Genomic DNA, 19,634 nt, shown 5'->3' with positions numbered 1-19,634 from the left:
CAAACGTTTTCTTTTTCTGTTAGAATGCGCCCCGAACCGGACGACAGGGCGTAAAATCGTGGGACGTATATGGTCTGGATTGATTACGCCATAATTGCGGTGATTGGTTTTTCCTCACTGGTTAGCCTGATCCGCGGCTTTGTTCGTGAAGCTTTATCGCTGGTAACCTGGGGATGCGCTTTCTTTGTTGCCAGTCATTACTACACTTACCTGGCTGTCTGGTTCACGGGCTTTGAAGACGAACTGGTCCGAAATGGGATTGCTATCGCGATACTGTTTATCGCAACGCTTATCGTCGGCGCTATCGTTAACTTTGTGATAGGTCAGCTGGTGGAAAAAACCGGCCTGTCGGGAACCGACAGGGTGTTAGGGATCTGCTTTGGCGCCCTGCGCGGGGTGCTAATCGTCTCGGCGATTCTGTTCTTTCTCGATAGCTTTACAGGTATGGCGAAAAGCGAAGACTGGCAAAAGTCTGAGCTTATCCCGCAGTTCAGTTTCGTTATCAGATGGTTCTTTGACTATCTGCAGAGCTCGTCAAGTTTCTTGCCCAAAGCATAAGCGTTGGGATGTAGCTTAACGAGGAAAAGACGTATGTGCGGTATTGTCGGTATCGCCGGTGTTATGCCGGTAAACCAGTCGATTTATGACGCGTTAACGGTGCTTCAGCATCGTGGCCAGGATGCCGCAGGCATCATCACCATTGATGCGAACAACTGTTTCCGTTTGCGTAAGGCGAACGGTCTGGTGAGCGACGTTTTTGAAGCTCGCCATATGCAGCGTATGCAGGGCAATATGGGTATTGGTCACGTTCGTTACCCGACGGCTGGCAGCTCCAGCGCCTCCGAGGCACAGCCTTTCTACGTCAACTCGCCGTACGGCATTACGTTGGCGCACAACGGTAACCTGACTAACGCTCACGAGCTGCGTAAAAAGCTGTTTGAAGAAAAACGCCGCCACATCAACACCACCTCTGATTCCGAAATCCTGCTCAATATCTTCGCCAGCGAGCTGGACAACTTCCGCCACTACCCGCTGGAAGCAGACAACATTTTTGCGGCGATCGCTGCTACCAACCGCCAGATTCGCGGCGCTTACGCCTGCGTGGCAATGATTATCGGTCACGGCATGGTCGCCTTCCGCGACCCGAACGGCATCCGTCCGCTGGTGCTGGGCAAGCGCGATATTGGCGATGGCCGTACCGAGTATATGGTCGCTTCGGAAAGCGTGGCGCTCGATACGCTGGGCTTTGAGTTTCTGCGCGACGTGGCGCCTGGCGAAGCGGTGTATATCACCGAAAAAGGCCAGCTGTTTACTCGCCAGTGCGCGGAAAACCCGGTCAGCAACCCGTGCCTGTTCGAGTACGTCTATTTTGCGCGTCCGGACTCCTTCATCGACAAAATTTCCGTTTACAGCGCCCGCGTCAATATGGGCACGAAGCTGGGCGAGAAAATTGCCCGCGAGTGGGAAGATCTGGATATCGACGTGGTCATTCCTATCCCGGAAACCTCCTGCGATATCGCGCTGGAAATTGCCCGTATTCTCGACAAACCTTACCGCCAGGGGTTTGTTAAAAACCGCTACGTTGGCCGTACCTTTATCATGCCGGGCCAGCAGCTGCGCCGTAAGTCCGTGCGCCGTAAGCTTAACGCCAACCGCGCCGAGTTCCGCGATAAGAACGTGCTGCTGGTGGATGACTCCATCGTGCGCGGCACCACCTCTGAGCAGATTATCGAGATGGCGCGCGAAGCCGGGGCGAAGAAAGTGTATCTGGCCTCCGCTGCGCCGGAAATTCGCTTCCCGAACGTGTATGGCATCGATATGCCGACCGCCAATGAGCTGATTGCTCACGGGCGTGAAGTGGATGAGATTCGCCAGATCATCGGTGCGGATGGCCTGATTTTCCAGGATCTGGACGATCTGATTGACGCGGTGCGCGCGGAGAATCCGGATATTCAGCAGTTTGAATGCTCGGTTTTCAACGGTATCTACGTCACTAAAGATGTCGATCAGCAGTACCTGGACTATCTCGACTCTCTGCGTAACGACGACGCAAAAGCGGTTCAGCTGCAGAATGAGGTTGAAAACTTAGAGATGCATAACGAAGGGTAATCCTCTGTTTTGCTGAGAGCCCGCGGTCTGACGGCCGCGGGCTTTTTTATTTTCTCGCGCCAAATGCAGGTCCGCGGTTGCGTCGGAGACTATAATCCGGCAAAGTCTGCGCCATTGTGTGAAAGGGGCAATCATCGTGAAGCGACTCATTATCGGTATTTCTGGCGCCAGCGGCGCGATTTACGGCGTACGCTTGCTCCAGGTTTTGCGCGAGGTTTCGGATGTTGAAACCCATCTGATTTTAAGCCAGGCCGCGCGCCAGACGCTGGCGCTGGAGACGGATTTCTCCCTGCGCGAGGTGCAGGCGTTAGCAGACGTGGTGCACGATGCCCGCGATATCGCCGCCAGCATCTCTTCCGGCTCTTTTAAAACCGCCGGGATGGTGATTTTGCCATGCTCAATGAAGACCCTCTCGGGCATTGTTCATAGCTATACCGACGGGCTGCTGACCAGGGCGGCGGACGTGGTGCTTAAAGAGCGCCGCCCGCTGGTGCTGTGCGTACGGGAAACGCCGTTCCACCTTGGCCATTTACGGCTGCTGGTTCAGGCGGCGGAAATGGGCGCGGTGATTATGCCGCCGGTTCCGGCGTTTTATCATCGCCCGAAAAACCTGGACGATGTGATTAATCAGACGGTCAATCGCGTGATCGATCAGTTCGATATCTCTCTTCCGCAAGACCTCTTTTCCCGCTGGCAGGGCGCGTAGGGCGCACTAAGATAGTGCGCTTTGTTCACATCTGCCTCCCCGCAGTGCAATTTTGTCGCCTCGATCAAATCCTCAACATTTAATTTGTTTTTTTGCGCTGCGGCACTGCGGTTTATCCGTTATTGCTGGTATCTTCCCTTTTAAGACAAACCTGCAACCTTTATTTAACAAATTTAACGCCATTTCCAGCACGCACTGAGAAAATGGCATAAAACGTGCAAGATTTTGTCGGCAGTACAAATAACAAGATAACGCATCGCATAACAACATCACGACACTTAAGGGTAACCTATGAAGAAGACGGTCCTGGCTCTCTCTTTAATGATGGGAATTTGCAGCGCCTCCAGCGCGTTCGCCGCGCTGCCGCAGAGTATTCGCATTGGCACCGATGCCACCTACGCGCCTTTCTCTTCTAAGGATGCGAAAGGGGATTTCGTGGGTTTTGACATTGATTTGGGCAATGAGCTCTGTTCGCGTATCAAAGTAAAATGTACCTGGGTTGGCAGCGATTTCGACTCCCTGATCCCGTCGCTGAAGGCCAAGAAAATCGACGCCATCATCTCTTCGTTGTCGATTACGGAAAAACGCCAGCAGGAAATTGCGTTTTCTGACAAGCTCTACGCCGCCGACTCCCGCCTGATCGCCGCCAAAGGCTCGCCGATTCAACCGACGCTGGAATCCCTCAAAGGCAAGCATGTTGGCGTACTGCAGGGCTCCACCCAGGAGGCCTATGGTAATGAACGCTGGCGTAGCCACGGCGTGGACGTTGTGGCCTATCAGAACCAGGATTTGATCTACTCAGACCTCTCCGCTGGCCGTCTTGACGCCGCATTGCAGGATGAAGTGGCCGCGAGCGAAGGTTTCCTCAAACAACCCGCCGGTAAAGATTTTGCCTTTGCCGGTCCTTCCGTTAAAGACAAAAAATTCTTCGGTGATGGTACCGGCATCGGCCTGCGTAAGGACGATAGCGAGCTGAAGGCCGCGTTTGATAAAGCGCTGGCCGACATGCGTAAAGACGGCACCTACGACAAAATGGCGAAGAAATACTTCGACTTCAACGTATACGGTGATTAAGACGCCCGGTGGCCCGGACGCCGGGCCATGCGCATCCCTTTCTGTCTGATTTTGGTGCGGCTGTGCTTTTAGTGGATCAATTTGGTGCAGGAAATTGCGCACGCTATGTTAAAAAGTGCATAGTTAAGCGTTTCTGATGCGAAAAAATTTGCTTCCCGGCGCGGAATGTTTTGCCTTACCGGGGCGAATAATGGCACGATAACTGCCGTAAGTACTTCTAATAAATCCGTTAGAATGACAGTCTGTTGAGGATAGTTATGAAAAAACTGGCGTTGTCTCTCTCTTTAGCGCTGGCCCTTTCCAGCGTTTCCACTGTATTCGCAGCCATTCCGCAAAAAGTCCGCATCGGCACCGATCCTACTTATGCTCCGTTCGAATCGAAGAATGCGCAGGGTGAACTGGTGGGTTTTGACATCGATCTGGCAAAAGAGCTCTGTAAGCGTATCAATACGCAATGTACCTTCATTGAGAACCCGCTGGACGCGCTGATCCCGTCTTTAAAAGCGAAGAAAATCGACGCCATTATGTCTTCACTTTCGATCACCGAAAAACGCCAGCAGGAAATTGCCTTCACCGACAAACTGTATGCGGCTGATTCGCGCCTGGTCGTGAAAAAAGGCAGCGATATTACGCCAGACCTCGCGAAGCTGAAAGGCAAGCGCGTTGGCGTTCTGCAGGGCACCACCCAGGAAACCTACGGCAACGAGCACTGGGCGCCAAAAGGTATTGAAATCGTTTCCTATCAGGGACAGGACAATATTTATTCCGACCTGACCGCTGGACGTATCGATGCAGCGTTCCAGGATGAAGTCGCCGCCAGCGAAGGCTTCCTCAAACAGCCTATCGGCAAGGATTATCAGTTCGGCGGTCCGTCGATTAAAGACGAGAAGCTGTTCGGCGTCGGCACCGGTATGGGGCTGCGCAAAGAGGATAACGAACTACGTGAAGCACTGAATAAAGCCTTTGCCGAGATGCGCCAGGATGGCACCTACGACAAGCTGGCGAAGAAATATTTCGATTTTAACGTGTACGGCGACTAACCATCCCGCGTACCCCGTCGCGCGTTATTTTGCGCGCGATGGTTGATGACAGACAGGGCAGACAGCATGCTGTACGGGTTTTCACAGGTTATTTTTCAGGGCGCGCTGGTCACCCTTGAGCTGGCGTTAAGCTCGGTCGTTCTGGCGGTGCTTATCGGTCTGGCGGGCGCCGGGGCGAAACTTTCCAACAATCGTCCGTTGGCGTTGATTTTTGAAGGCTATACCACCTTAATCCGCGGCGTGCCCGATCTGGTGCTGATGCTGCTGATTTTCTACGGGCTACAGATTGCGCTCAACAGCGTAACCGACGCGCTTGGCCTGGCGCAGTTTGATATCGACCCCATGGTGGCGGGGATCATCACGCTGGGCTTTATTTACGGGGCCTACTTCACCGAAACCTTTCGCGGCGCCTTCCTGGCGGTGCCAAAGGGACATATTGAAGCGGCGACGGCCTTCGGCTTTAGCGGTGGGCAAACCTTTCGTCGTATTCTGTTTCCGGCCATGATGCGCTATGCGCTGCCCGGAATCGGCAACAACTGGCAGGTTATCCTCAAAGCGACCGCGCTGGTCTCACTGCTGGGACTGGAAGATGTGGTCAAAGCAACCCAGCTGGCGGGTAAAAGCACCTGGGAGCCGTTCTACTTCGCTATCGTCTGTGGCCTGATTTATCTTGTATTTACAACGGTTTCCAATGGTGTGCTGCTGATGCTCGAACGCCGTTATTCTGTGGGCGTGAAGAGGGCCGACCTGTGATTGATATTATTCAGGAGTACTGGAAATCCCTGCTGTGGACCGACGGCTATCGCTTTACCGGCGTGGCGATTACGCTCTGGCTGCTGATCTCTTCCGTGGTGATGGGCGGCATCCTGGCGGTTTTCCTCGCCATTGGCCGAGTGTCGAGCAATAAATTTATCCAGTTCCCCATCTGGCTGTTCACCTATATCTTTCGCGGCACGCCGCTGTACGTCCAGCTGCTGGTGTTCTATTCCGGAATGTACACGCTGGAGGTCGTCAAAGGCACAGAACTGCTGAACGCCTTCTTTCGCAGCGGCCTGAACTGTACGGTGCTGGCGCTGACGCTGAATACCTGCGCCTACACCACGGAGATTTTCGCCGGGGCGATTCGTTCAGTGCCGGCAGGCGAGATAGAAGCCGCCCGGGCGTACGGTTTTTCTTCGGTTAAAATGTATCGCTGCATTATTTTGCCTTCCGCGCTGCGTATTGCGCTGCCTGCATACAGCAACGAAGTGATTCTGATGCTGCATTCCACCGCGCTGGCTTTTACCGCCACGGTGCCGGATCTGCTGAAAATTGCCCGCGATATTAACTCGGCAACCTACCAGCCGTTTACCGCCTTCGGTATTGCCGCAGTACTGTATTTAATTATCTCGTATGTGTTGATTAGCCTGTTCCGCAGGGCGGAAAAGCGCTGGCTCCAGCATATCAAACCTTCTTCGACGCACTGAGAACGCCATGTCCGACAATAAATTAAATGTAATCGATCTGCATAAACGTTACGGCGAGCATGAAGTACTGAAGGGCGTCTCACTGCGGGCGAAAGCCGGAGACGTGATCAGTATTATTGGCTCATCCGGTTCCGGGAAAAGTACCTTTTTGCGCTGTATTAACTTTCTAGAGAAGCCCAGCGAAGGGACGATCGTTGTTAACGGGCAAAACATTGGCCTGGTTCGCGATAAAGACGGTCAGTTAAAGGTTTCTGATAAAAATCAGCTACGTTTGCTACGTACTCGCCTGACGATGGTATTCCAGCATTTTAACCTGTGGAGCCATATGACGGTGCTGGAAAACGTGATGGAGGCGCCGATTCAGGTGCTGGGCCTGAGTAAACAGGAAGCGCGCGATCGGGCGGTAAAATACCTGGCGAAAGTCGGTATTGATGAGCGCCAGCAGATTAAATATCCGGTTCATCTCTCCGGCGGCCAGCAGCAGCGCGTTTCCATTGCCCGCGCGCTGGCGATGGAGCCCGACGTACTGCTGTTTGATGAACCGACGTCGGCGCTTGACCCTGAACTGGTGGGCGAAGTGCTGCGGATCATGCAGCAGCTGGCGGAAGAGGGGAAAACCATGGTCGTGGTCACCCATGAAATGGGCTTTGCACGCCACGTCTCCTCGCACGTGATCTTCCTGCATCAGGGCAAAATTGAAGAAGAAGGGCATCCTGACGAGGTCTTCGGCAATCCGAAAAGCCAGCGTCTGCAGCAGTTCCTGAAGGGCTCTTTGAAGTAAACACTGTCCAGCCCCCGGCGGAACACTCTCCGTCGGGGCGGTTAACGCTCCAGCCGATACACCCAGTCGTCATAGTCAATGCCGTTCAGATGGTACGCTTTTTCGAGCACCTGAATGCGGATAAAGCCGTTTTTTTCCAGCAGACGGGAAGAGCCCGCGTTACTGCCCAGCACCCAGGCATTTATTGCGTGAACGCCGAGCTGCTGAAATCCGTAGTTGCAAATCGCTTTTAGCGCTTCACTGGCGTAACCCTTCCCCTGAGCCTCAGGCAGGAGAGCGTATCCGACATCCGCTTCGTGCGGATTTTTACCGCTGATGCGCAGGCCAATATCGCCAACCGCCGCGCCGCTGGCGTCGCGCAGTACGAATACGCCCGTGTCAGCGCAGCGTGATGCAAACAGCGTCCGCAGCGCCGGCTCCTCAAGAATCTCGCCCATATAGCGCATCACTTCCGGGTCTCGTCGTAAGCGCAGGAAAAAAGGCCAGTCGGATGAGTGAAACGGAGAGAGGCGCAGGCGCGGAGTGGTGAGTATTCTCATAAAGCAGTCCATAGCGGTGGATTATTCCGCCACCTTAACATCATAAAGCGCCGGAAGGGCAATGCGTCTAAGTAACCGTCGGACAAGCCCGGGGCTGATTTTCGAAGCCGCGAAGATAGCGCAGCACGGTGGTGCTCTCCGGCGTCGCCCTCAGTTGCAGCGCCAGGTTGAGGTTATCCAGAACTGTCGCATGGGCGACCAGCGGTGAGTCTTCGGCAGTATCGCTTAAACCGACCAGCGCGGAATCGACGGATTCAACCCGGGCGTTCAGAGCCGATGCGGATTCCACGAATTACAGATCGGGGAGATCGCCGAGACCTCCCTGATGGCCCCTGAACTATTTCAGCACATCGGCAAGGGCTTCTTCCAGATCGTACCAACGAAAGCCAAATCCGGCGGCTTCCAGGCGTTTAGGCAGCGCGCGCTGGCCGCCGAGTACCAGAACGGAAGATTCTCCCATCAGCAGGCGAATAGCCGCAGCCGGGACGCGGAAAATGGCAGGGCGATTTAGCGCATGCCCCAGCGCGTGGGCGAACTGCTCGTTGCGCACCGGGTAAGGGGAAACCATATTAAACGGCCCCCGCAGATCGTTATCCAGCAGCCAGAGAATACCGTTGACCATGTCGTCGATGTGGATCCACGCCAGATATTGCCTTCCGCTACCAATAGGGCCGCCGAGGCCAAGCTTAAAGGCCGGCGTCATTTTAGCCAGAATGCCGCCACGCGGCGCCAGCACCACGCCGGTACGCAGCAGGCAGACGCGGGTACGATCGCTCTGCGCTTCGCAGGCGATTTGCTCCCAGCGGGCGCAAAGCTTGTGGGTAAACTCGTTGTGCGGCGGCTCCTCTTCGGTTACCACGACTTCACCGAGGTCGCCATAATAGCCGGCGGCGGAGCCGCTAATCAGCACCGCGGGCGGCGTGTCGCTGGCGGTGAACAGCGTGACCAGCTTTTGGGTGGTATCCCAGCGGCTGTGGCAGAGGCGCTGTTTCTGCTCCGCCGTCCAGCGCTTATCGGCGATCGGCTCGCCGGCCAGATTAATGACGGCATCAATGCCGTTGAGGTTCGCCTGATGTTCGAAGTCGCGCCACAGGGTGACGCGGGAATCGAGGCGGCTTTTGGCCTTTTCAGGGCTGCGCGTTGAAACCGTTACGTGATGTCCAAGCTCCAGTAGCCGGGGGATCAGATGGCGGCCAATCAGGCCGGTACCGCCAGTAAGCAGAACGTTCATAGCGCCTCCCTAAGATGCGTCTAGCGCCGCCAGCTCATCGTCATGGATACCGAATCGGCGTAGCGCAGCGCATGCAGTTTATCGATCTCTACTTCAGCATATGTGACCCAGTGATGTTCGCGTGCGATGTCGAGCACATCCTGAGTTAATTTTTCCAGCAGAGAAAAGCGGTTATTCTCAATATGGCTAATAATGCGCTTGGTGATGGTGCGGTAGTTCAGCGCATCGTTAATATCTTCGCTGTTGCGTGATTTTTCCGCCGGGTAGTGGATCGCGACGTTAACCACCACGTCCTGGCGGTTGGCGATCTCTTCCTCTTTAATTCCGATAAAAGTACGCAGGCGCAGGTTCTTAATTCGAATAATGGCGTCTGGTTGAGACATGGCAGGCTTCCTCCGTGTAGTAATTTCCGCAATCATACATCAAAGCTTCCCGGGCGAGCAGGGGGTTAATGGGCTTCTGTTTTCAGAAGCGCTTCAACGGTGGCCGGGCGCTGGCGAATACGTTCAAACCAGTTATGCACCGCCGGGAAATTGGCAAGGTCGATACGCTGGCGCTGATGGGCATTCACCCACGGCCAGCAGGCGATATCGGCGATGCTGTAGTGATTGCCTCCAAGCCAGGGACTCTCGCCAAGGCGCCGATTGAGCACGCCATACAGGCGCTGCGTTTCCACCTGATAGCGCTCAATGGCGTAGGGCACAGCCTGCGGAGCAAAGTGGTTGAAGTGATGATTTTGTCCGAGCATCGGCCCCAACCCACCGACCTGCCAGAATAACCACTGTAGGATGACGTGGCGCTCCCGGAGCTCGCCGCTCAATAATTTTCCAGTTTTTTCAGCTAGATAGAGCAGGATGGCGCCGGATTCAAACAGGCTTAATGGACCACCACCGTCGGCGGGAGCGTGGTCAACGATCGCCGGGATCTTGTTGTTGGGTGAGATCGCGAGAAACTGCGGATGAAACTGTTCCCCCTTGCCGATATCCACCCGGATAAGGCGATACGCCAGCTGCGCTTCTTCGAGGAATAACGTGATTTTGTGGCCATTAGGAGTGGGTGCGTAGTAAAAATCGATCATGAAAATTCCTCGCCGTCACAGGTCGCAAACTTTTCGAGTATAGGTGAACTGGCATCATCCGACAGGTTTGCCGCATCCTGGATGACTTTCGCCAATCGCGTTCACCCTCTGAGAAGTATGTAAGATCCTCAGCGTGGCGGTCAGTGACATCATCTGAAAGACAGGATATGTTGGCGTATCGCCCCATTACATTAGCCATTGAGGATGCTATGAGCCAGCCCGCGATTACCCTGTGGTCCGACGCCGATTTTTTCTCGCCATATGTGATGTCCGTATACGTTGCCCTGCAGGAAAAGAGCCTGCCTTTTACCCTGAAAACCGTCAACCTCGACAGCGGCGAACATTTGCAAAGCGGCTGGAAAGGCTACAGCGCGACGCGTCGCGTACCGCTGCTGGAGATCGGGGAGTTCTTCCTGAGTGAATCCTCCGCAATTACCGAATATCTGGATGAGCGCTTTGCGCCCCCGGAATGGGAGCGACTTTACCCGCATGACCTGCAAAAGCGCGCCCGGGCGCGTCAGGTGCAGGCCTGGCTGCGTAGCGATTTAATGCCGATTCGCGAAGAGCGCTCCACGGACGTGGTCTTTGCCGCAGCAAAGAAACCTCCGCTCAGCGAAGCCGGGAAAAAAAGCGCCGACAAGCTGTTTGAAACGGCTGGCGTTTTGCTGTCCCATGGCGGGCAGAATCTATTTGGCGAATGGTCCATTGCCGATACCGACCTGGCGCTGATGCTTAATCGCCTGGTTCTGAACGGCGATGAGGTTCCCGCCGCGCTGGTGGATTACGCCACCTTCCAGTGGCAGCGGGCGTCGGTTCAGCGCTACGTCGCACTCTCAGCCAAACGCGCGGGCTGATAAGCGCCAGCGGTTCCGTTATCATAGCCGCATCGTAATGCGTGGAGATGAAATGTATGAAGCTGATGTTTGCCTCGGATATCCACGGCTCTCTGCCTGCCGCTGAACGCGTGCTTGCGCTGTTCGCGCGCAGTGGGGCGCAGTGGCTGGTTATCCTCGGCGATGTGCTCAATCACGGGCCGCGTAACGCCCTTCCCGAAGGCTATGCGCCTGCCCAGGTCGCGGAGGCGCTAAATAGCGTGGCGGAGCGGGTGATTGCCGTACGCGGCAACTGCGACAGCGAAGTCGATCAAATGCTGCTGCGGTTCCCCATTACCGCCCCCTGGCAGCAGATTTTGAGCGCGCGAACCCGTCTGTTTCTGACCCACGGGCATCTGTATAGCCCCGAAAATTTGCCTCCTCTCGCCGCTGGCGATGTGCTGGCTTATGGCCATACTCATATTCCGGTTGCCGAGAAACGCGGCGAGATTTTTCTCTTCAATCCCGGCTCGGTCAGCATCCCTAAAGGGGAATTTACCGCCAGCTACGGTCTTCTGAACGAGGGGCAATTGCAGGTTTTAGCACTCGATGATAATCAGGTTATTGCAGAGGTCGCAATTTACCCGTAATTTACCCCTCAACCGTATAGACGCGCCGCAAGAGCGCTTTAAAAAGTAAGGTTTCCTGATGGCGGAACAGAATCATTTGGCAAGCACAGAATGGGTCGATATTGTTAATGAAAACAATGAGGTGATAGCACAGTCCAGCCGCGAACAAATGCGTGCGGAGTGCCTGCGTCATCGGGCGACCTACATTGTTGTTCATGATGGGATGGGCAAAATCCTGGTACAGCGTCGTACCGAAACAAAAGATTTCCAGCCGGGCATGCTGGACGCGACCGCCGGCGGCGTGGTGCAGGCTGACGAGCAAATGCTGGAATCCGCGCGCCGTGAGGCGGAAGAAGAACTCGGTATTGCCGGCGTGCCTTTTGCTGACCACGGACAGTTCTACTACGAAGATAAACACTGCCGCGTCTGGGGCGGCCTGTTTAGCTGCGTATCGCACGGGCCGTTCGCGCTGCAGGAAGAAGAAGTGAGCGAAGTGTGCTGGCTGACGCCGGAAGAGATCACCGCCCGCTGCGATGAGTTCACTCCGGACTCATTAAAAGCGCTGGCGCTGTGGATGACCCGCAATGCGAATAATGAGTCAGCAAAAAGCGAAAAGCAGGAAGAGGCTGAGTAGTTTTCTAACAGCTGTCCCTCATGCATAAACTGGACGCGATGGGCTTTCTGTCGCTCCAGTTTCCCTCCGTAAGACGCTCCAGAAGGGCGCGCCCGGCTTCTATACCAATCTTATGGTGCGGTACCGCCATGGTCGTTAACGGCGGCTGGCAGACCCGGCTCACGTCGCTGTCGCCAAAACCGACGACGGCTAAATCATCCGGTACCTTTATGCGCCGACGCTGACATTCATACAGCGCTCCGCATGCCAGCTCATCGGAAACGCAAACCAGCGCATCCAGCTCCGGCCATGCCAGCAAAAACTCCGGCAGCTGCGAAGCGCCGGTGGAAAAGTTGGCGGGCAGCGCGGCGTTAATTACCCGGTTAGGCGACATGTGATGGCGCAGCATGGCTTTATACCACCCCTGCAAATGCTGCTGAAAAATCCACTGTTCCTGATTGGCGCACAGCAGACCGATATTCTGATAGCCGCGGTGGATAAGCATCTCCGTCAGCTCGAACATCGCCGCCACGTTATCAATGCCGATATTCATGTCGATCGGATCGGCGCGCATTGCGCCCATCTCCACCACCGGAATCGAGGCGTTCTTCAGCCAGTGGCGTACGGTATCGCTGTGTTCAACGCTAAGCAGAATGGCGGCGGCGATGTTAGAGGCCAGCAGCGTTTCCAGCAGCTTTTCTTCCTGCTCCAGACGGTGTAGCGATTCTGCCAGCATGATTTGATACCCTGCCGGCTGTAATACCTGCTGAAGCCCGGCAAACATCGCCGAACAGCCCGCCTCTGCAAGATTTGGCACCACCATCGCGATGGTTCTTGAGGAGGCAGACGCCAGCGCGCTGGCGGCGAGATTAGGCATGTACCCTAGCTCTTGCACCGCCGCTTCGATTTTTTCACGTAGCTTATCGGAAACCTGTTCCGGCGTGCGAAGGGCGCGGGACACGGTCATGGTTCCCACACCAGCCAGCTGAGCAACATCGGCGATCGTGACTTTACCGGTACTACGCCGTTTTCGGGTTAGAGACATACATATTCCTGCTAAACAGACGTTTTTATTATCATCCATTACTTCACGTGTCAGGGAGTATACGCCTTAAACGGGCCTTTTTGCTGCGTTTTGATGGGATGATTACGAATTGATAGCGCTATCACAAATCTGAATGTTCAGCGTTGGTAGCGCTATCTTTGTGATCGTTCTCGCAGATAACTATTGGCTGCTTGCATAAAGTTTGCCCATCTTTTGCTAAAAGAGGCGGGACAAAATGCTCAAGACTTGGCTCTCTGATGCCACCATTGCGCTGCGGCAAAGCGTAGAGACCTGGCCACAGGCGCTGGACATCTGCGCCCGGCCGCTGCTGAAGGCCGACGTTATCCAACCTGCCTACGTGACGGCCATCGTGGAGCAGCACCAGCGGCTCGGGCCGTACTACGTGCTGGCCCCGGGATTGGCGATGCCGCATGCGCGGCCTGAGGAGGGCGCGAAGGGCCTGGGGCTGTCGCTGTTGAAACTGCAACAAGGGGTATCGTTTGGCTCTGAGGAGTTCGACCCGGTTGATATTATCATTATGCTTGCGGCGCCGGATAAACATAGCCATATCGAAATGATTTCTGCCCTGGCGGAATTATTTTCCAGCGATGAAGATATGAATAAATTACATCAGGCAACCAATATTGAGGAGATAAAAACGATCATCGCGCGCTACTGATTCAATTTTATTATCCGGCTTATAACCCATTACGCGCCTGCGTGATGTGGACTTACTCTACCCAAAAAAGGTGATAACAATGAAAATTATGGCAATTTGCGGCTCTGGCCTGGGCAGTAGTTTTATGGTTGAGATGAATATAAAAAAAGTGCTTAAAAAACTCGATATCGAGGCCGAGGTAGAGCACTCCGATCTGTCGTCGGCAACGCCGGGCGCGGCGGATTTATTCGTGATGGCAAAAGACATTGCCGCCAGCGCCAGCGTGCCGGAAAGCCAGCTGGTGGTGATTACCAACATCATCGATATTAACGAACTCGAAGCGCAGCTGCGCGCGTGGTTCGCCAGACAATAATTATTGATAGCGAGGTGGATATGTTTATCCTTGAAACGCTGAATTTTGTTGTTGATATTCTAAAAGTACCCTCGGTGCTGGTCGGTTTAATTGCGTTAATTGGTCTGGTAGCGCAAAAGAAATCTTTCTCCGATGTCGTCAAGGGAACCATTAAAACAATTTTGGGTTTTATTGTTCTTGGCGGCGGCGCGACGGTATTAGTCGGTTCGCTGAATCCGCTGGGGGGCATGTTTGAACATGCTTTTAATATTCAGGGCATTATTCCTAATAATGAGGCGATTGTTTCTATTGCACTGGAAAAATACGGTGCTTCAACCGCGCTGATTATGGCGTTCGGGATGGTAGCGAATATTGTGGTCGCCCGGTTTACGCGTCTGAAGTATATCTTCCTGACCGGTCACCACACTTTCTATATGGCCTGTATGATCGGCGTGATTCTTACCGTGGCGGGTTTCGAAGGCGTCGGGCTGGTCTTCACCGGCTCCCTGATCCTCGGGCTGGTGATGGCGTTCTTCCCGGCGCTGGCCCAGCGCTATATGAAGCGTATTACCGGTACGGATGATATCGCTTTCGGCCATTTCGGCACCCTGGGCTATGTTCTGTCGGGTTGGATCGGTAGCGTCTGCGGTAAAGGATCGCGTTCAACTGAAGAGATGAACCTGCCGAAAAACCTGAGCTTCCTGCGCGACAGCTCCATCTCCATTTCGCTGACCATGATGATCATTTATCTGATTATGGCGGTGAGCGCGGGGCGTGAGTACGTGGAAAGCACTTTTAGCGGAGGCCAGAACTACCTGGTTTACGCCATTATTATGGCGATTACCTTCGCCGCCGGGGTGTTCATCATCCTGCAAGGGGTACGTCTGATCCTCGCGGAAATCGTGCCGGCCTTTACCGGCTTTTCAGAAAAGCTGGTGCCCAACGCCCGTCCGGCGCTGGACTGCCCGGTCGTTTACCCCTACGCGCCCAACGCGGTGCTGATTGGCTTCCTGTTTAGTTTTCTCGGCGGTCTGGTTGGGCTGTTCCTCTGCGGGCAGTTTAAATGGGTGCTGATCCTGCCCGGCGTGGTGCCGCATTTCTTTACCGGCGCGACCGCAGGCGTCTTTGGCAACGCCACAGGCGGGCGGCGCGGGGCGATGATTGGCGCGTTTGCCAACGGCCTGCTGATCACCTTCCTGCCGGTGCTGCTGCTGCCGGTACTGGGGGCGATTGGCTTTGCCAACACCACTTTCTCGGATGCGGATTTCGGCGCTGTGGGTATCGTGCTGGGTAACCTGGCCCGCTACCTGTCGCCGTTTGCGATTACCGGCCTTGTTGTGGCGTTGTTTGTGCTGCTGGTGGCGTACAACGTTTTTGTGAAAAAGAAACCTGTGGGCGGCGGCGCGCAGGAGAACAGCGGAGCGAAATCATGAATGTGCAAGAAGTGACTAACCTGGCGCGGGACATTCGCGTCGCTACCCTGAAATCGCTGACGGACCTCGGTTTCGGCCACTACGGCGGCAGTATGTCGGTCGTGGAGACGCTGGCGGTACTGTACGGCGCGGTGATGAAAATTGATCCCGCGGACCCGGACTGGCCAGAGCGCGACTACTTTGTGTTATCAAAAGGTCATGCCGGCCCGGCGCTATACAGTACGTTAGCGATTAAGGGGTATTTCCCGATGGAGGAGCTGAGTACGCTAAACCAGAACGGTACGCGGCTGCCAAGCCATCCGGACCGGCTGAAAACGCGTGGGGTGGACGCCACTACGGGCTCGCTGGGGCAGGGGATTTCCATCGCCGGCGGCATGGCGCTGTCGCATAAGCTGGCGGGGCGGGCGAATCGCGTGTTCTGTATCGTTGGCGACGGCGAGCTGAATGAAGGCCAGTGTTGGGAAGCCTTTCAGTTTATTGCCCATCACCGTCTGAATAATCTGACCCTGTTTGTTGACTGGAACAAGCTACAGCTTGACGGCAGGCTGGATGAAATCATTTGCGCTTTCAACCTGGAGGATAAATTCCGCGCCTTTGGTTTTGATGTTGTCACCGTCAAAGGTGATGACATCCCCGGGCTGCTGGCCGCGGTTCAACCCGTACCTCCCGCCGATGCGCGCCCGCGCGTGGTTATTCTCGATAGCGTGAAAGGCCAGGGCGTGCCGTATCTCGAGAATCTCAGTAATAACCACCACTTACGCCTGACGGCGGAGATGAAAGAGACGCTAAACGAGACGATTCGCCAACTGGAGGCTGAACATGATTAAGGTTGCACCCGCAGGGCAAAAAGATGCCATAGAGATGCGTAAAGTCTATGCCGGATTCGTCGCGCAGCAAATTGAAGCCAGGAGCCCGATTATCGCGCTGGAAGCGGATCTGATGAGCTCCATGGCGATGGATGGCGTCGCGCGGGAGCATCCGCAGCACGTTATCAACTGCGGCATTATGGAAGCCAACGTGATCGGCACCGCCGCCGGGCTATCGTTGACCGGACGCAAGCCGTTTGTCCATACCTTTACCGCTTTCGCCAGCCGCCGCTGCTTCGACCAGCTGTTTATGTCGCTCGATTATCAGCGGAATAACGTCAAGGTGATCGCCTCTGACGCCGGGGTGACCGCCTGCCATAACGGCGGAACCCATATGTCGTTTGAAGATATGGGGATCGTGCGCGGTCTGGCGCATTCGGTGGTGCTGGAAGTGACCGATGCGGTGATGTTCGACGATCTCCTGCGTCAGCTTATCGATCTCGACGGTTTTTACTGGGTACGCACGATCCGCAAACAGGCGCCGAGCGTGTACGCGCCGGGTTCGACGTTTACGATTGGCAAAGGTAATGTGCTGCGCGAAGGCGATGATATTACCCTGATTGCCAACGGGATCATGGTGGCGGAAGCCCTTGAGGCGGCGCGTCAGCTTGAGCAGGAAGGGGTCAGCGCGGCGGTGATTGATATGTTTACCCTGAAGCCCATCGACCGCATGCTGGTGAAAAATTATGCCGAGAAAACCGGGCGTATCGTGACCTGTGAAAACCACAGTATTCATAACGGACTGGGATCGGCGGTGGCGGAAGTGCTGGTGGAGACCTGCCCGGTTCCGATGCGTCGCGTGGGGGTGAAAGAGCGCTACGGCCAGGTGGGAACGCAGGAGTTTTTGCAGAAGGAGTATGGCCTGACGGCGCATGATATTGTCTCGGCGGCGCGAGAGCTGCTGTAAATAAAAAAGGCGACCATGCGGTCGCCTTTTTTCATGCAGCGGGCAGATTAAGCTTGCTGCTGGGACGACTGAATCGCGGTCAGGGCGATGGTATAGACGATATCGTCAACCAGCGCGCCACGGGACAGGTCGTTCACCGGCTTACGCATCCCTTGCAGCATCGGCCCGATGGAGATCAGGTCGGCAGAACGCTGTACGGCTTTGTAAGTGGTGTTACCGGTGTTCAGGTCCGGGAAGATGAACACGGTAGCGCGGCCGGCAACCGGAGAGTTCGGCGCTTTGGATTTCGCTACGTCAGCCATGACCGCAGCATCGTACTGCAGCGGGCCGTCGATCATCAGGTCAGGACGTTTTTCCTGCGCCAGACGAGTCGCTTCGCGTACTTTCTCTACATCGCTGCCGGCGCCAGAGGTGCCGGTGGAGTAGGAGAGCATGGCCACACGCGGTTCGATGCCGAAGGCAATTGCGGAGTCTGCGGACTGGATAGCGATTTCAGCCAGCTGTTCAGCGGTCGGATCCGGGTTGATCGCGCAGTCGCCGTAAACGTAAACCTGTTCCGGCAGCAGCATGAAGAATACGGAGGAGACCAGAGAGCTGCCCGGCGCAGTTTTGATCAACTGCAGCGGCGGACGGATGGTGTTGGCGGTAGTGTGAACCGCGCCGGATACCAGACCGTCGACTTCGTCCTGCTCGAGCATCAGCGTGCCGAGAACCACGTTGTCTTCCAGCTGCTCGCGGGCAACCGCTTCGGTCATCCCCTTGCTCTTACGCAGCTCGACCAGGCGAGCAACGTAGCTTTCGCGAACCACTTCCGGGTCAACGATTTCAATACCGGCGCCCAGCTCTACGCCCTGAGAGGCGGCCACGCGGGTGATTTCATCCGGGTTACCCAGCAGTACGCAGGTGGCGATACCGCGCTCGGCGCAGATAGCCGCGGCTTTAACGGTACGCGGCTCGTTGCCTTCCGGCAGCACGACGCGCTTGCCAGCTTTACGCGCCAGCTCGGTAAGCTGATAGCGGAAGGCTGGCGGAGAGAGGCGACGGCTGCGCTCGGAAGTCGCGGTCAGCGATTCAATCCAGTCGGCATTGATATAGTTAGCCACGTATTCCTGAACTTTCTCGATGCGCTCGTGATCGTCAACCGGAACTTCCAGGTTGAAGCTCTGCAGGCTCAGAGAGGTCTGCCAGGTGTTGGTGTTAACCATGAATACCGGCAGGCCGGTTGCAAACGCGCGTTCGCACAGTTTGCTGATGCGGGCGTCCATTTCGTAGCCGCCGGTCAGCAGGATAGCGCCGATTTCCACGCCGTTCATCGCGGCCAGGCAGGCGGCGACCAGAACGTCAGGACGGTCCGCGGAAGTGACCAGCAGGGAGCCTGCGCGGAAGTGTTCCAGCATGTGCGGAATGCTACGCGCACAGAAGGTGACGGACTTCACGCGACGGGTATTGATGTCGCCTTCGTTGATGATGGTGGCGTTCAGGTGATGCGCCATATCAATCGCGCGGGTGGCGATCAGATCGAAGCTCCACGGCACCGCGCCCAGAACCGGTAACGGGCTACCGCTCTGCAGCTGAGCTGGATCGATCTTCACGACTTTTGCTTTGGAAGAGTCGTCGAAGATTTCCGACAGGTCAGGGCGAGTACGGCCCTGTTCGTCAACCGGCGCATTCAGCTTGTTGACGATCACGCCGGTGATACTGGTGTTTTTCGCGCCGCCGAAGCTGCTGCGAGTCAGCTCAATGCGCTCTTTCAGCTGTTCAGGAGTATCGGTACCCTGGGACATCACAAAAACGATTTCAGCGTTCAGCGTTTTCGCGATTTCGTAGTTCAGAGACTGGGCAAACTGATGTTTGCGGGTCGGGACCAGACCTTCAACCAGCACCACTTCCGCATCCTGAGCGTTGGCGTGGTAGTTGGCGATGATCTCTTCCATCAGCACGTCTTTCTGGTTGCTGGAGAGCAGCGACTCAACGTGGCTCATCTTCAGCGGTTCTGCGGCCGGAAGGTCGGAGTTCGCGCGAATAATAGTGGTCGTCTGGTCTGGCGCATCGCCACCGGCACGCGGTTGAGCGATAGGTTTAAAGACGCTCAGACGAACGCCTTTACGTTCCATAGCACGGATAACACCGAGGCTGACGCTGGTCAGGCCTACGCTGGTTCCGGTAGGGATCAGCATGATTGTACGGGACACGATATATCCTCTTTCGTTACCGCCAGTATCAGGCGGGATACAAAACTGCACCACCAGCTTCCCGTCATACTTCAAGTTGCATGTGCGTTGGCTTTACTCGCTC

The 19,634-nt window shown here is 55.6% G+C and carries 23 protein-coding genes and 1 pseudogene; 16 read left to right on the top strand and 8 right to left on the bottom strand.

What is annotated here, in order from left to right; translation table 11 throughout:
- Window positions 1-69: 69 nt before the first annotated feature.
- The 3 genes from cvpA to HMPREF1144_RS27470 all read left to right on the top strand — a co-directional run bounded on the left by cvpA (window position 70) and on the right by HMPREF1144_RS27470 (window position 2,815).
- The gene (gene cvpA / locus HMPREF1144_RS27480) at window positions 70-558 is read left to right on the top strand and encodes a colicin V production protein (RefSeq protein WP_004104143.1); all 489 of its coding nucleotides are present in this window, start codon (window positions 70-72) and stop codon (window positions 556-558) included.
- Window positions 559-591: 33 nt separating this feature from the next.
- Window positions 592-2,109 carry an amidophosphoribosyltransferase gene (gene purF / locus HMPREF1144_RS27475; RefSeq protein ID WP_004123211.1) on the top strand — a complete coding sequence of 506 codons (1,518 nt, stop codon included), beginning with the start codon at window positions 592-594 and terminating at the stop codon, window positions 2,107-2,109.
- A 136-nt stretch (window positions 2,110-2,245) separates the two neighbouring features.
- Complete coding sequence (locus HMPREF1144_RS27470) at window positions 2,246-2,815, top strand: UbiX family flavin prenyltransferase (RefSeq protein WP_009654655.1); 570 nt, start codon at window positions 2,246-2,248, stop codon at window positions 2,813-2,815.
- A 112-nt stretch (window positions 2,816-2,927) separates the two neighbouring features.
- Here the strand turns inward: HMPREF1144_RS27470 and HMPREF1144_RS34035 are convergent.
- Window positions 2,928-3,077: pseudogene (locus HMPREF1144_RS34035) on the bottom strand (hypothetical protein).
- Window positions 3,078-3,106: 29 nt separating this feature from the next.
- On the opposite strand from HMPREF1144_RS34035, the gene argT reads away from it, so the two are divergent.
- The 5 genes from argT to hisP all read left to right on the top strand — a co-directional run bounded on the left by argT (window position 3,107) and on the right by hisP (window position 7,176).
- A complete protein-coding gene (gene argT, locus HMPREF1144_RS27465; RefSeq protein ID WP_004123206.1) occupies window positions 3,107-3,889 on the top strand; it encodes a lysine/arginine/ornithine ABC transporter substrate-binding protein ArgT in 783 nt (260 codons plus the stop codon).
- A 257-nt stretch (window positions 3,890-4,146) separates the two neighbouring features.
- The gene (gene hisJ, locus HMPREF1144_RS27460; protein ID WP_004123203.1) at window positions 4,147-4,929 is read left to right on the top strand and encodes a histidine ABC transporter substrate-binding protein HisJ; all 783 of its coding nucleotides are present in this window, start codon (window positions 4,147-4,149) and stop codon (window positions 4,927-4,929) included.
- 66 nt (window positions 4,930-4,995) lie between these two features.
- Window positions 4,996-5,682 (top strand): histidine ABC transporter permease HisQ, encoded by a 687-nt coding sequence (locus HMPREF1144_RS27455; protein ID WP_004852884.1) that lies wholly within the window; start codon window positions 4,996-4,998, stop codon window positions 5,680-5,682.
- Complete coding sequence (gene hisM, locus HMPREF1144_RS27450) at window positions 5,679-6,395, top strand: histidine ABC transporter permease HisM (protein ID WP_004852883.1); 717 nt, start codon at window positions 5,679-5,681, stop codon at window positions 6,393-6,395. Before HMPREF1144_RS27455 ends, hisM begins: the two co-directional genes overlap by 4 nt.
- A gap of 7 nt (window positions 6,396-6,402) precedes the next feature.
- Window positions 6,403-7,176, top strand: a complete 774-nt coding sequence (hisP, locus tag HMPREF1144_RS27445) for a histidine ABC transporter ATP-binding protein HisP (protein ID WP_004852881.1) — start codon at window positions 6,403-6,405, stop codon at window positions 7,174-7,176.
- A gap of 41 nt (window positions 7,177-7,217) precedes the next feature.
- Here hisP and HMPREF1144_RS27440 read toward each other — a convergent pair whose 3' ends face one another.
- From HMPREF1144_RS27440 to yfcG, 5 genes are all read right to left on the bottom strand, one after another.
- Window positions 7,218-7,715 carry a GNAT family N-acetyltransferase gene (locus HMPREF1144_RS27440; protein WP_071532323.1) on the bottom strand — a complete coding sequence of 166 codons (498 nt, stop codon included), beginning with the start codon at window positions 7,713-7,715 and terminating at the stop codon, window positions 7,218-7,220.
- Between the two features lie 67 nt (window positions 7,716-7,782).
- Window positions 7,783-8,004 carry a hypothetical protein gene (locus HMPREF1144_RS27435; RefSeq protein ID WP_009654646.1) on the bottom strand — a complete coding sequence of 74 codons (222 nt, stop codon included), beginning with the start codon at window positions 8,002-8,004 and terminating at the stop codon, window positions 7,783-7,785.
- 48 nt (window positions 8,005-8,052) lie between these two features.
- Window positions 8,053-8,946 (bottom strand): TIGR01777 family oxidoreductase, encoded by an 894-nt coding sequence (locus tag HMPREF1144_RS27430; protein ID WP_004852876.1) that lies wholly within the window; start codon window positions 8,944-8,946, stop codon window positions 8,053-8,055.
- A gap of 20 nt (window positions 8,947-8,966) precedes the next feature.
- Window positions 8,967-9,329, bottom strand: a complete 363-nt coding sequence (gene folX, locus HMPREF1144_RS27425) for a dihydroneopterin triphosphate 2'-epimerase (RefSeq protein ID WP_004104107.1) — start codon at window positions 9,327-9,329, stop codon at window positions 8,967-8,969.
- Between the two features lie 65 nt (window positions 9,330-9,394).
- Entirely contained in the window at window positions 9,395-10,024 is a 630-nt protein-coding gene (gene yfcG / locus HMPREF1144_RS27420; protein WP_009654670.1) for a GSH-dependent disulfide bond oxidoreductase, read from the bottom strand.
- A 209-nt stretch (window positions 10,025-10,233) separates the two neighbouring features.
- Between yfcG and yfcF the strand changes: the two genes are divergently transcribed.
- Genes yfcF through yfcD form a run of 3 tightly spaced genes read left to right on the top strand, consistent with a single transcriptional unit; the run spans window position 10,234 to window position 12,099 of the window.
- On the top strand, window positions 10,234-10,878 hold the full coding sequence (gene yfcF / locus HMPREF1144_RS27415) for a glutathione transferase (protein ID WP_004852870.1): 645 nt from the start codon (window positions 10,234-10,236) through the stop codon (window positions 10,876-10,878).
- A 56-nt stretch (window positions 10,879-10,934) separates the two neighbouring features.
- Window positions 10,935-11,486, top strand: coding sequence for a phosphodiesterase (gene yfcE / locus HMPREF1144_RS27410; RefSeq protein WP_004852868.1), 552 nt, complete (start codon window positions 10,935-10,937; stop codon window positions 11,484-11,486).
- A gap of 58 nt (window positions 11,487-11,544) precedes the next feature.
- Window positions 11,545-12,099 carry an NUDIX hydrolase YfcD gene (gene yfcD / locus HMPREF1144_RS27405; protein ID WP_004852867.1) on the top strand — a complete coding sequence of 185 codons (555 nt, stop codon included), beginning with the start codon at window positions 11,545-11,547 and terminating at the stop codon, window positions 12,097-12,099.
- Between the two features lie 4 nt (window positions 12,100-12,103).
- On the opposite strand, the gene HMPREF1144_RS27400 is transcribed toward yfcD, so the two are convergent.
- A complete protein-coding gene (locus HMPREF1144_RS27400; RefSeq protein ID WP_004852866.1) occupies window positions 12,104-13,123 on the bottom strand; it encodes a LacI family DNA-binding transcriptional regulator in 1,020 nt (339 codons plus the stop codon).
- A 235-nt stretch (window positions 13,124-13,358) separates the two neighbouring features.
- On the opposite strand from HMPREF1144_RS27400, the gene HMPREF1144_RS27395 reads away from it, so the two are divergent.
- From HMPREF1144_RS27395 to HMPREF1144_RS27375, 5 genes are all read left to right on the top strand, one after another.
- Complete coding sequence (locus tag HMPREF1144_RS27395; protein WP_004852865.1) at window positions 13,359-13,802, top strand: PTS sugar transporter subunit IIA; 444 nt, start codon at window positions 13,359-13,361, stop codon at window positions 13,800-13,802.
- A 79-nt stretch (window positions 13,803-13,881) separates the two neighbouring features.
- Window positions 13,882-14,154: a PTS sugar transporter subunit IIB gene (locus HMPREF1144_RS27390; RefSeq protein ID WP_004870916.1), complete on the top strand. Its 273-nt coding sequence runs from the start codon at window positions 13,882-13,884 to the stop codon at window positions 14,152-14,154.
- Between the two features lie 20 nt (window positions 14,155-14,174).
- On the top strand, window positions 14,175-15,566 hold the full coding sequence (locus HMPREF1144_RS27385; RefSeq protein ID WP_004852862.1) for a PTS ascorbate transporter subunit IIC: 1,392 nt from the start codon (window positions 14,175-14,177) through the stop codon (window positions 15,564-15,566).
- Window positions 15,563-16,393 carry a transketolase gene (locus HMPREF1144_RS27380; RefSeq protein WP_009654660.1) on the top strand — a complete coding sequence of 277 codons (831 nt, stop codon included), beginning with the start codon at window positions 15,563-15,565 and terminating at the stop codon, window positions 16,391-16,393. The genes HMPREF1144_RS27385 and HMPREF1144_RS27380 overlap by 4 nt, the downstream gene beginning before the upstream one ends.
- Window positions 16,386-17,339, top strand: a complete 954-nt coding sequence (locus tag HMPREF1144_RS27375; protein ID WP_004852860.1) for a transketolase family protein — start codon at window positions 16,386-16,388, stop codon at window positions 17,337-17,339. The genes HMPREF1144_RS27380 and HMPREF1144_RS27375 overlap by 8 nt, the downstream gene beginning before the upstream one ends.
- A gap of 47 nt (window positions 17,340-17,386) precedes the next feature.
- Here HMPREF1144_RS27375 and pta read toward each other — a convergent pair whose 3' ends face one another.
- Complete coding sequence (gene pta / locus HMPREF1144_RS27370; protein WP_004852859.1) at window positions 17,387-19,531, bottom strand: phosphate acetyltransferase; 2,145 nt, start codon at window positions 19,529-19,531, stop codon at window positions 17,387-17,389.
- Window positions 19,532-19,634 lie beyond the last annotated feature (103 nt).

The organism is Klebsiella sp. OBRC7, assembly GCF_000293135.1.
Taxonomy (GTDB): domain Bacteria; phylum Pseudomonadota; class Gammaproteobacteria; order Enterobacterales; family Enterobacteriaceae; genus Klebsiella; species Klebsiella michiganensis.
The sequence above is the reverse complement of the archived record's forward strand: the minus strand, read 5'-3'. Positions and strand labels throughout refer to the sequence as shown.

Excerpts from the sequence above, each read along its gene's own strand:
- yfcG (WP_009654670.1), bottom strand. The coding sequence starts at position 10,024 with ATGATCGATTTTTACTACGCACCCACTCCTAATGGCCACAAAATCACG.
- HMPREF1144_RS27385 (WP_004852862.1), top strand. The coding sequence starts at position 14,175 with ATGTTTATCCTTGAAACGCTGAATTTTGTTGTTGATATTCTAAAAGTA.
- HMPREF1144_RS27395 (WP_004852865.1), top strand. The coding sequence starts at position 13,359 with ATGCTCAAGACTTGGCTCTCTGATGCCACCATTGCGCTGCGGCAAAGC.
- yfcE (WP_004852868.1), top strand. The coding sequence starts at position 10,935 with ATGAAGCTGATGTTTGCCTCGGATATCCACGGCTCTCTGCCTGCCGCT.
- yfcF (WP_004852870.1), top strand. The coding sequence starts at position 10,234 with ATGAGCCAGCCCGCGATTACCCTGTGGTCCGACGCCGATTTTTTCTCG.
- HMPREF1144_RS27455 (WP_004852884.1), top strand. The coding sequence starts at position 4,996 with ATGCTGTACGGGTTTTCACAGGTTATTTTTCAGGGCGCGCTGGTCACC.
- hisP (WP_004852881.1), top strand. The coding sequence starts at position 6,403 with ATGTCCGACAATAAATTAAATGTAATCGATCTGCATAAACGTTACGGC.
- HMPREF1144_RS27400 (WP_004852866.1), bottom strand. The coding sequence starts at position 13,123 with ATGTCTCTAACCCGAAAACGGCGTAGTACCGGTAAAGTCACGATCGCC.
- purF (WP_004123211.1), top strand. The coding sequence starts at position 592 with ATGTGCGGTATTGTCGGTATCGCCGGTGTTATGCCGGTAAACCAGTCG.
- argT (WP_004123206.1), top strand. The coding sequence starts at position 3,107 with ATGAAGAAGACGGTCCTGGCTCTCTCTTTAATGATGGGAATTTGCAGC.
- hisJ (WP_004123203.1), top strand. The coding sequence starts at position 4,147 with ATGAAAAAACTGGCGTTGTCTCTCTCTTTAGCGCTGGCCCTTTCCAGC.
- folX (WP_004104107.1), bottom strand. The coding sequence starts at position 9,329 with ATGTCTCAACCAGACGCCATTATTCGAATTAAGAACCTGCGCCTGCGT.
- cvpA (WP_004104143.1), top strand. The coding sequence starts at position 70 with ATGGTCTGGATTGATTACGCCATAATTGCGGTGATTGGTTTTTCCTCA.
- yfcD (WP_004852867.1), top strand. The coding sequence starts at position 11,545 with ATGGCGGAACAGAATCATTTGGCAAGCACAGAATGGGTCGATATTGTT.
- HMPREF1144_RS27440 (WP_071532323.1), bottom strand. The coding sequence starts at position 7,715 with ATGAGAATACTCACCACTCCGCGCCTGCGCCTCTCTCCGTTTCACTCA.
- HMPREF1144_RS27390 (WP_004870916.1), top strand. The coding sequence starts at position 13,882 with ATGAAAATTATGGCAATTTGCGGCTCTGGCCTGGGCAGTAGTTTTATG.
- HMPREF1144_RS27375 (WP_004852860.1), top strand. The coding sequence starts at position 16,386 with ATGATTAAGGTTGCACCCGCAGGGCAAAAAGATGCCATAGAGATGCGT.
- HMPREF1144_RS27430 (WP_004852876.1), bottom strand. The coding sequence starts at position 8,946 with ATGAACGTTCTGCTTACTGGCGGTACCGGCCTGATTGGCCGCCATCTG.
- HMPREF1144_RS27380 (WP_009654660.1), top strand. The coding sequence starts at position 15,563 with ATGAATGTGCAAGAAGTGACTAACCTGGCGCGGGACATTCGCGTCGCT.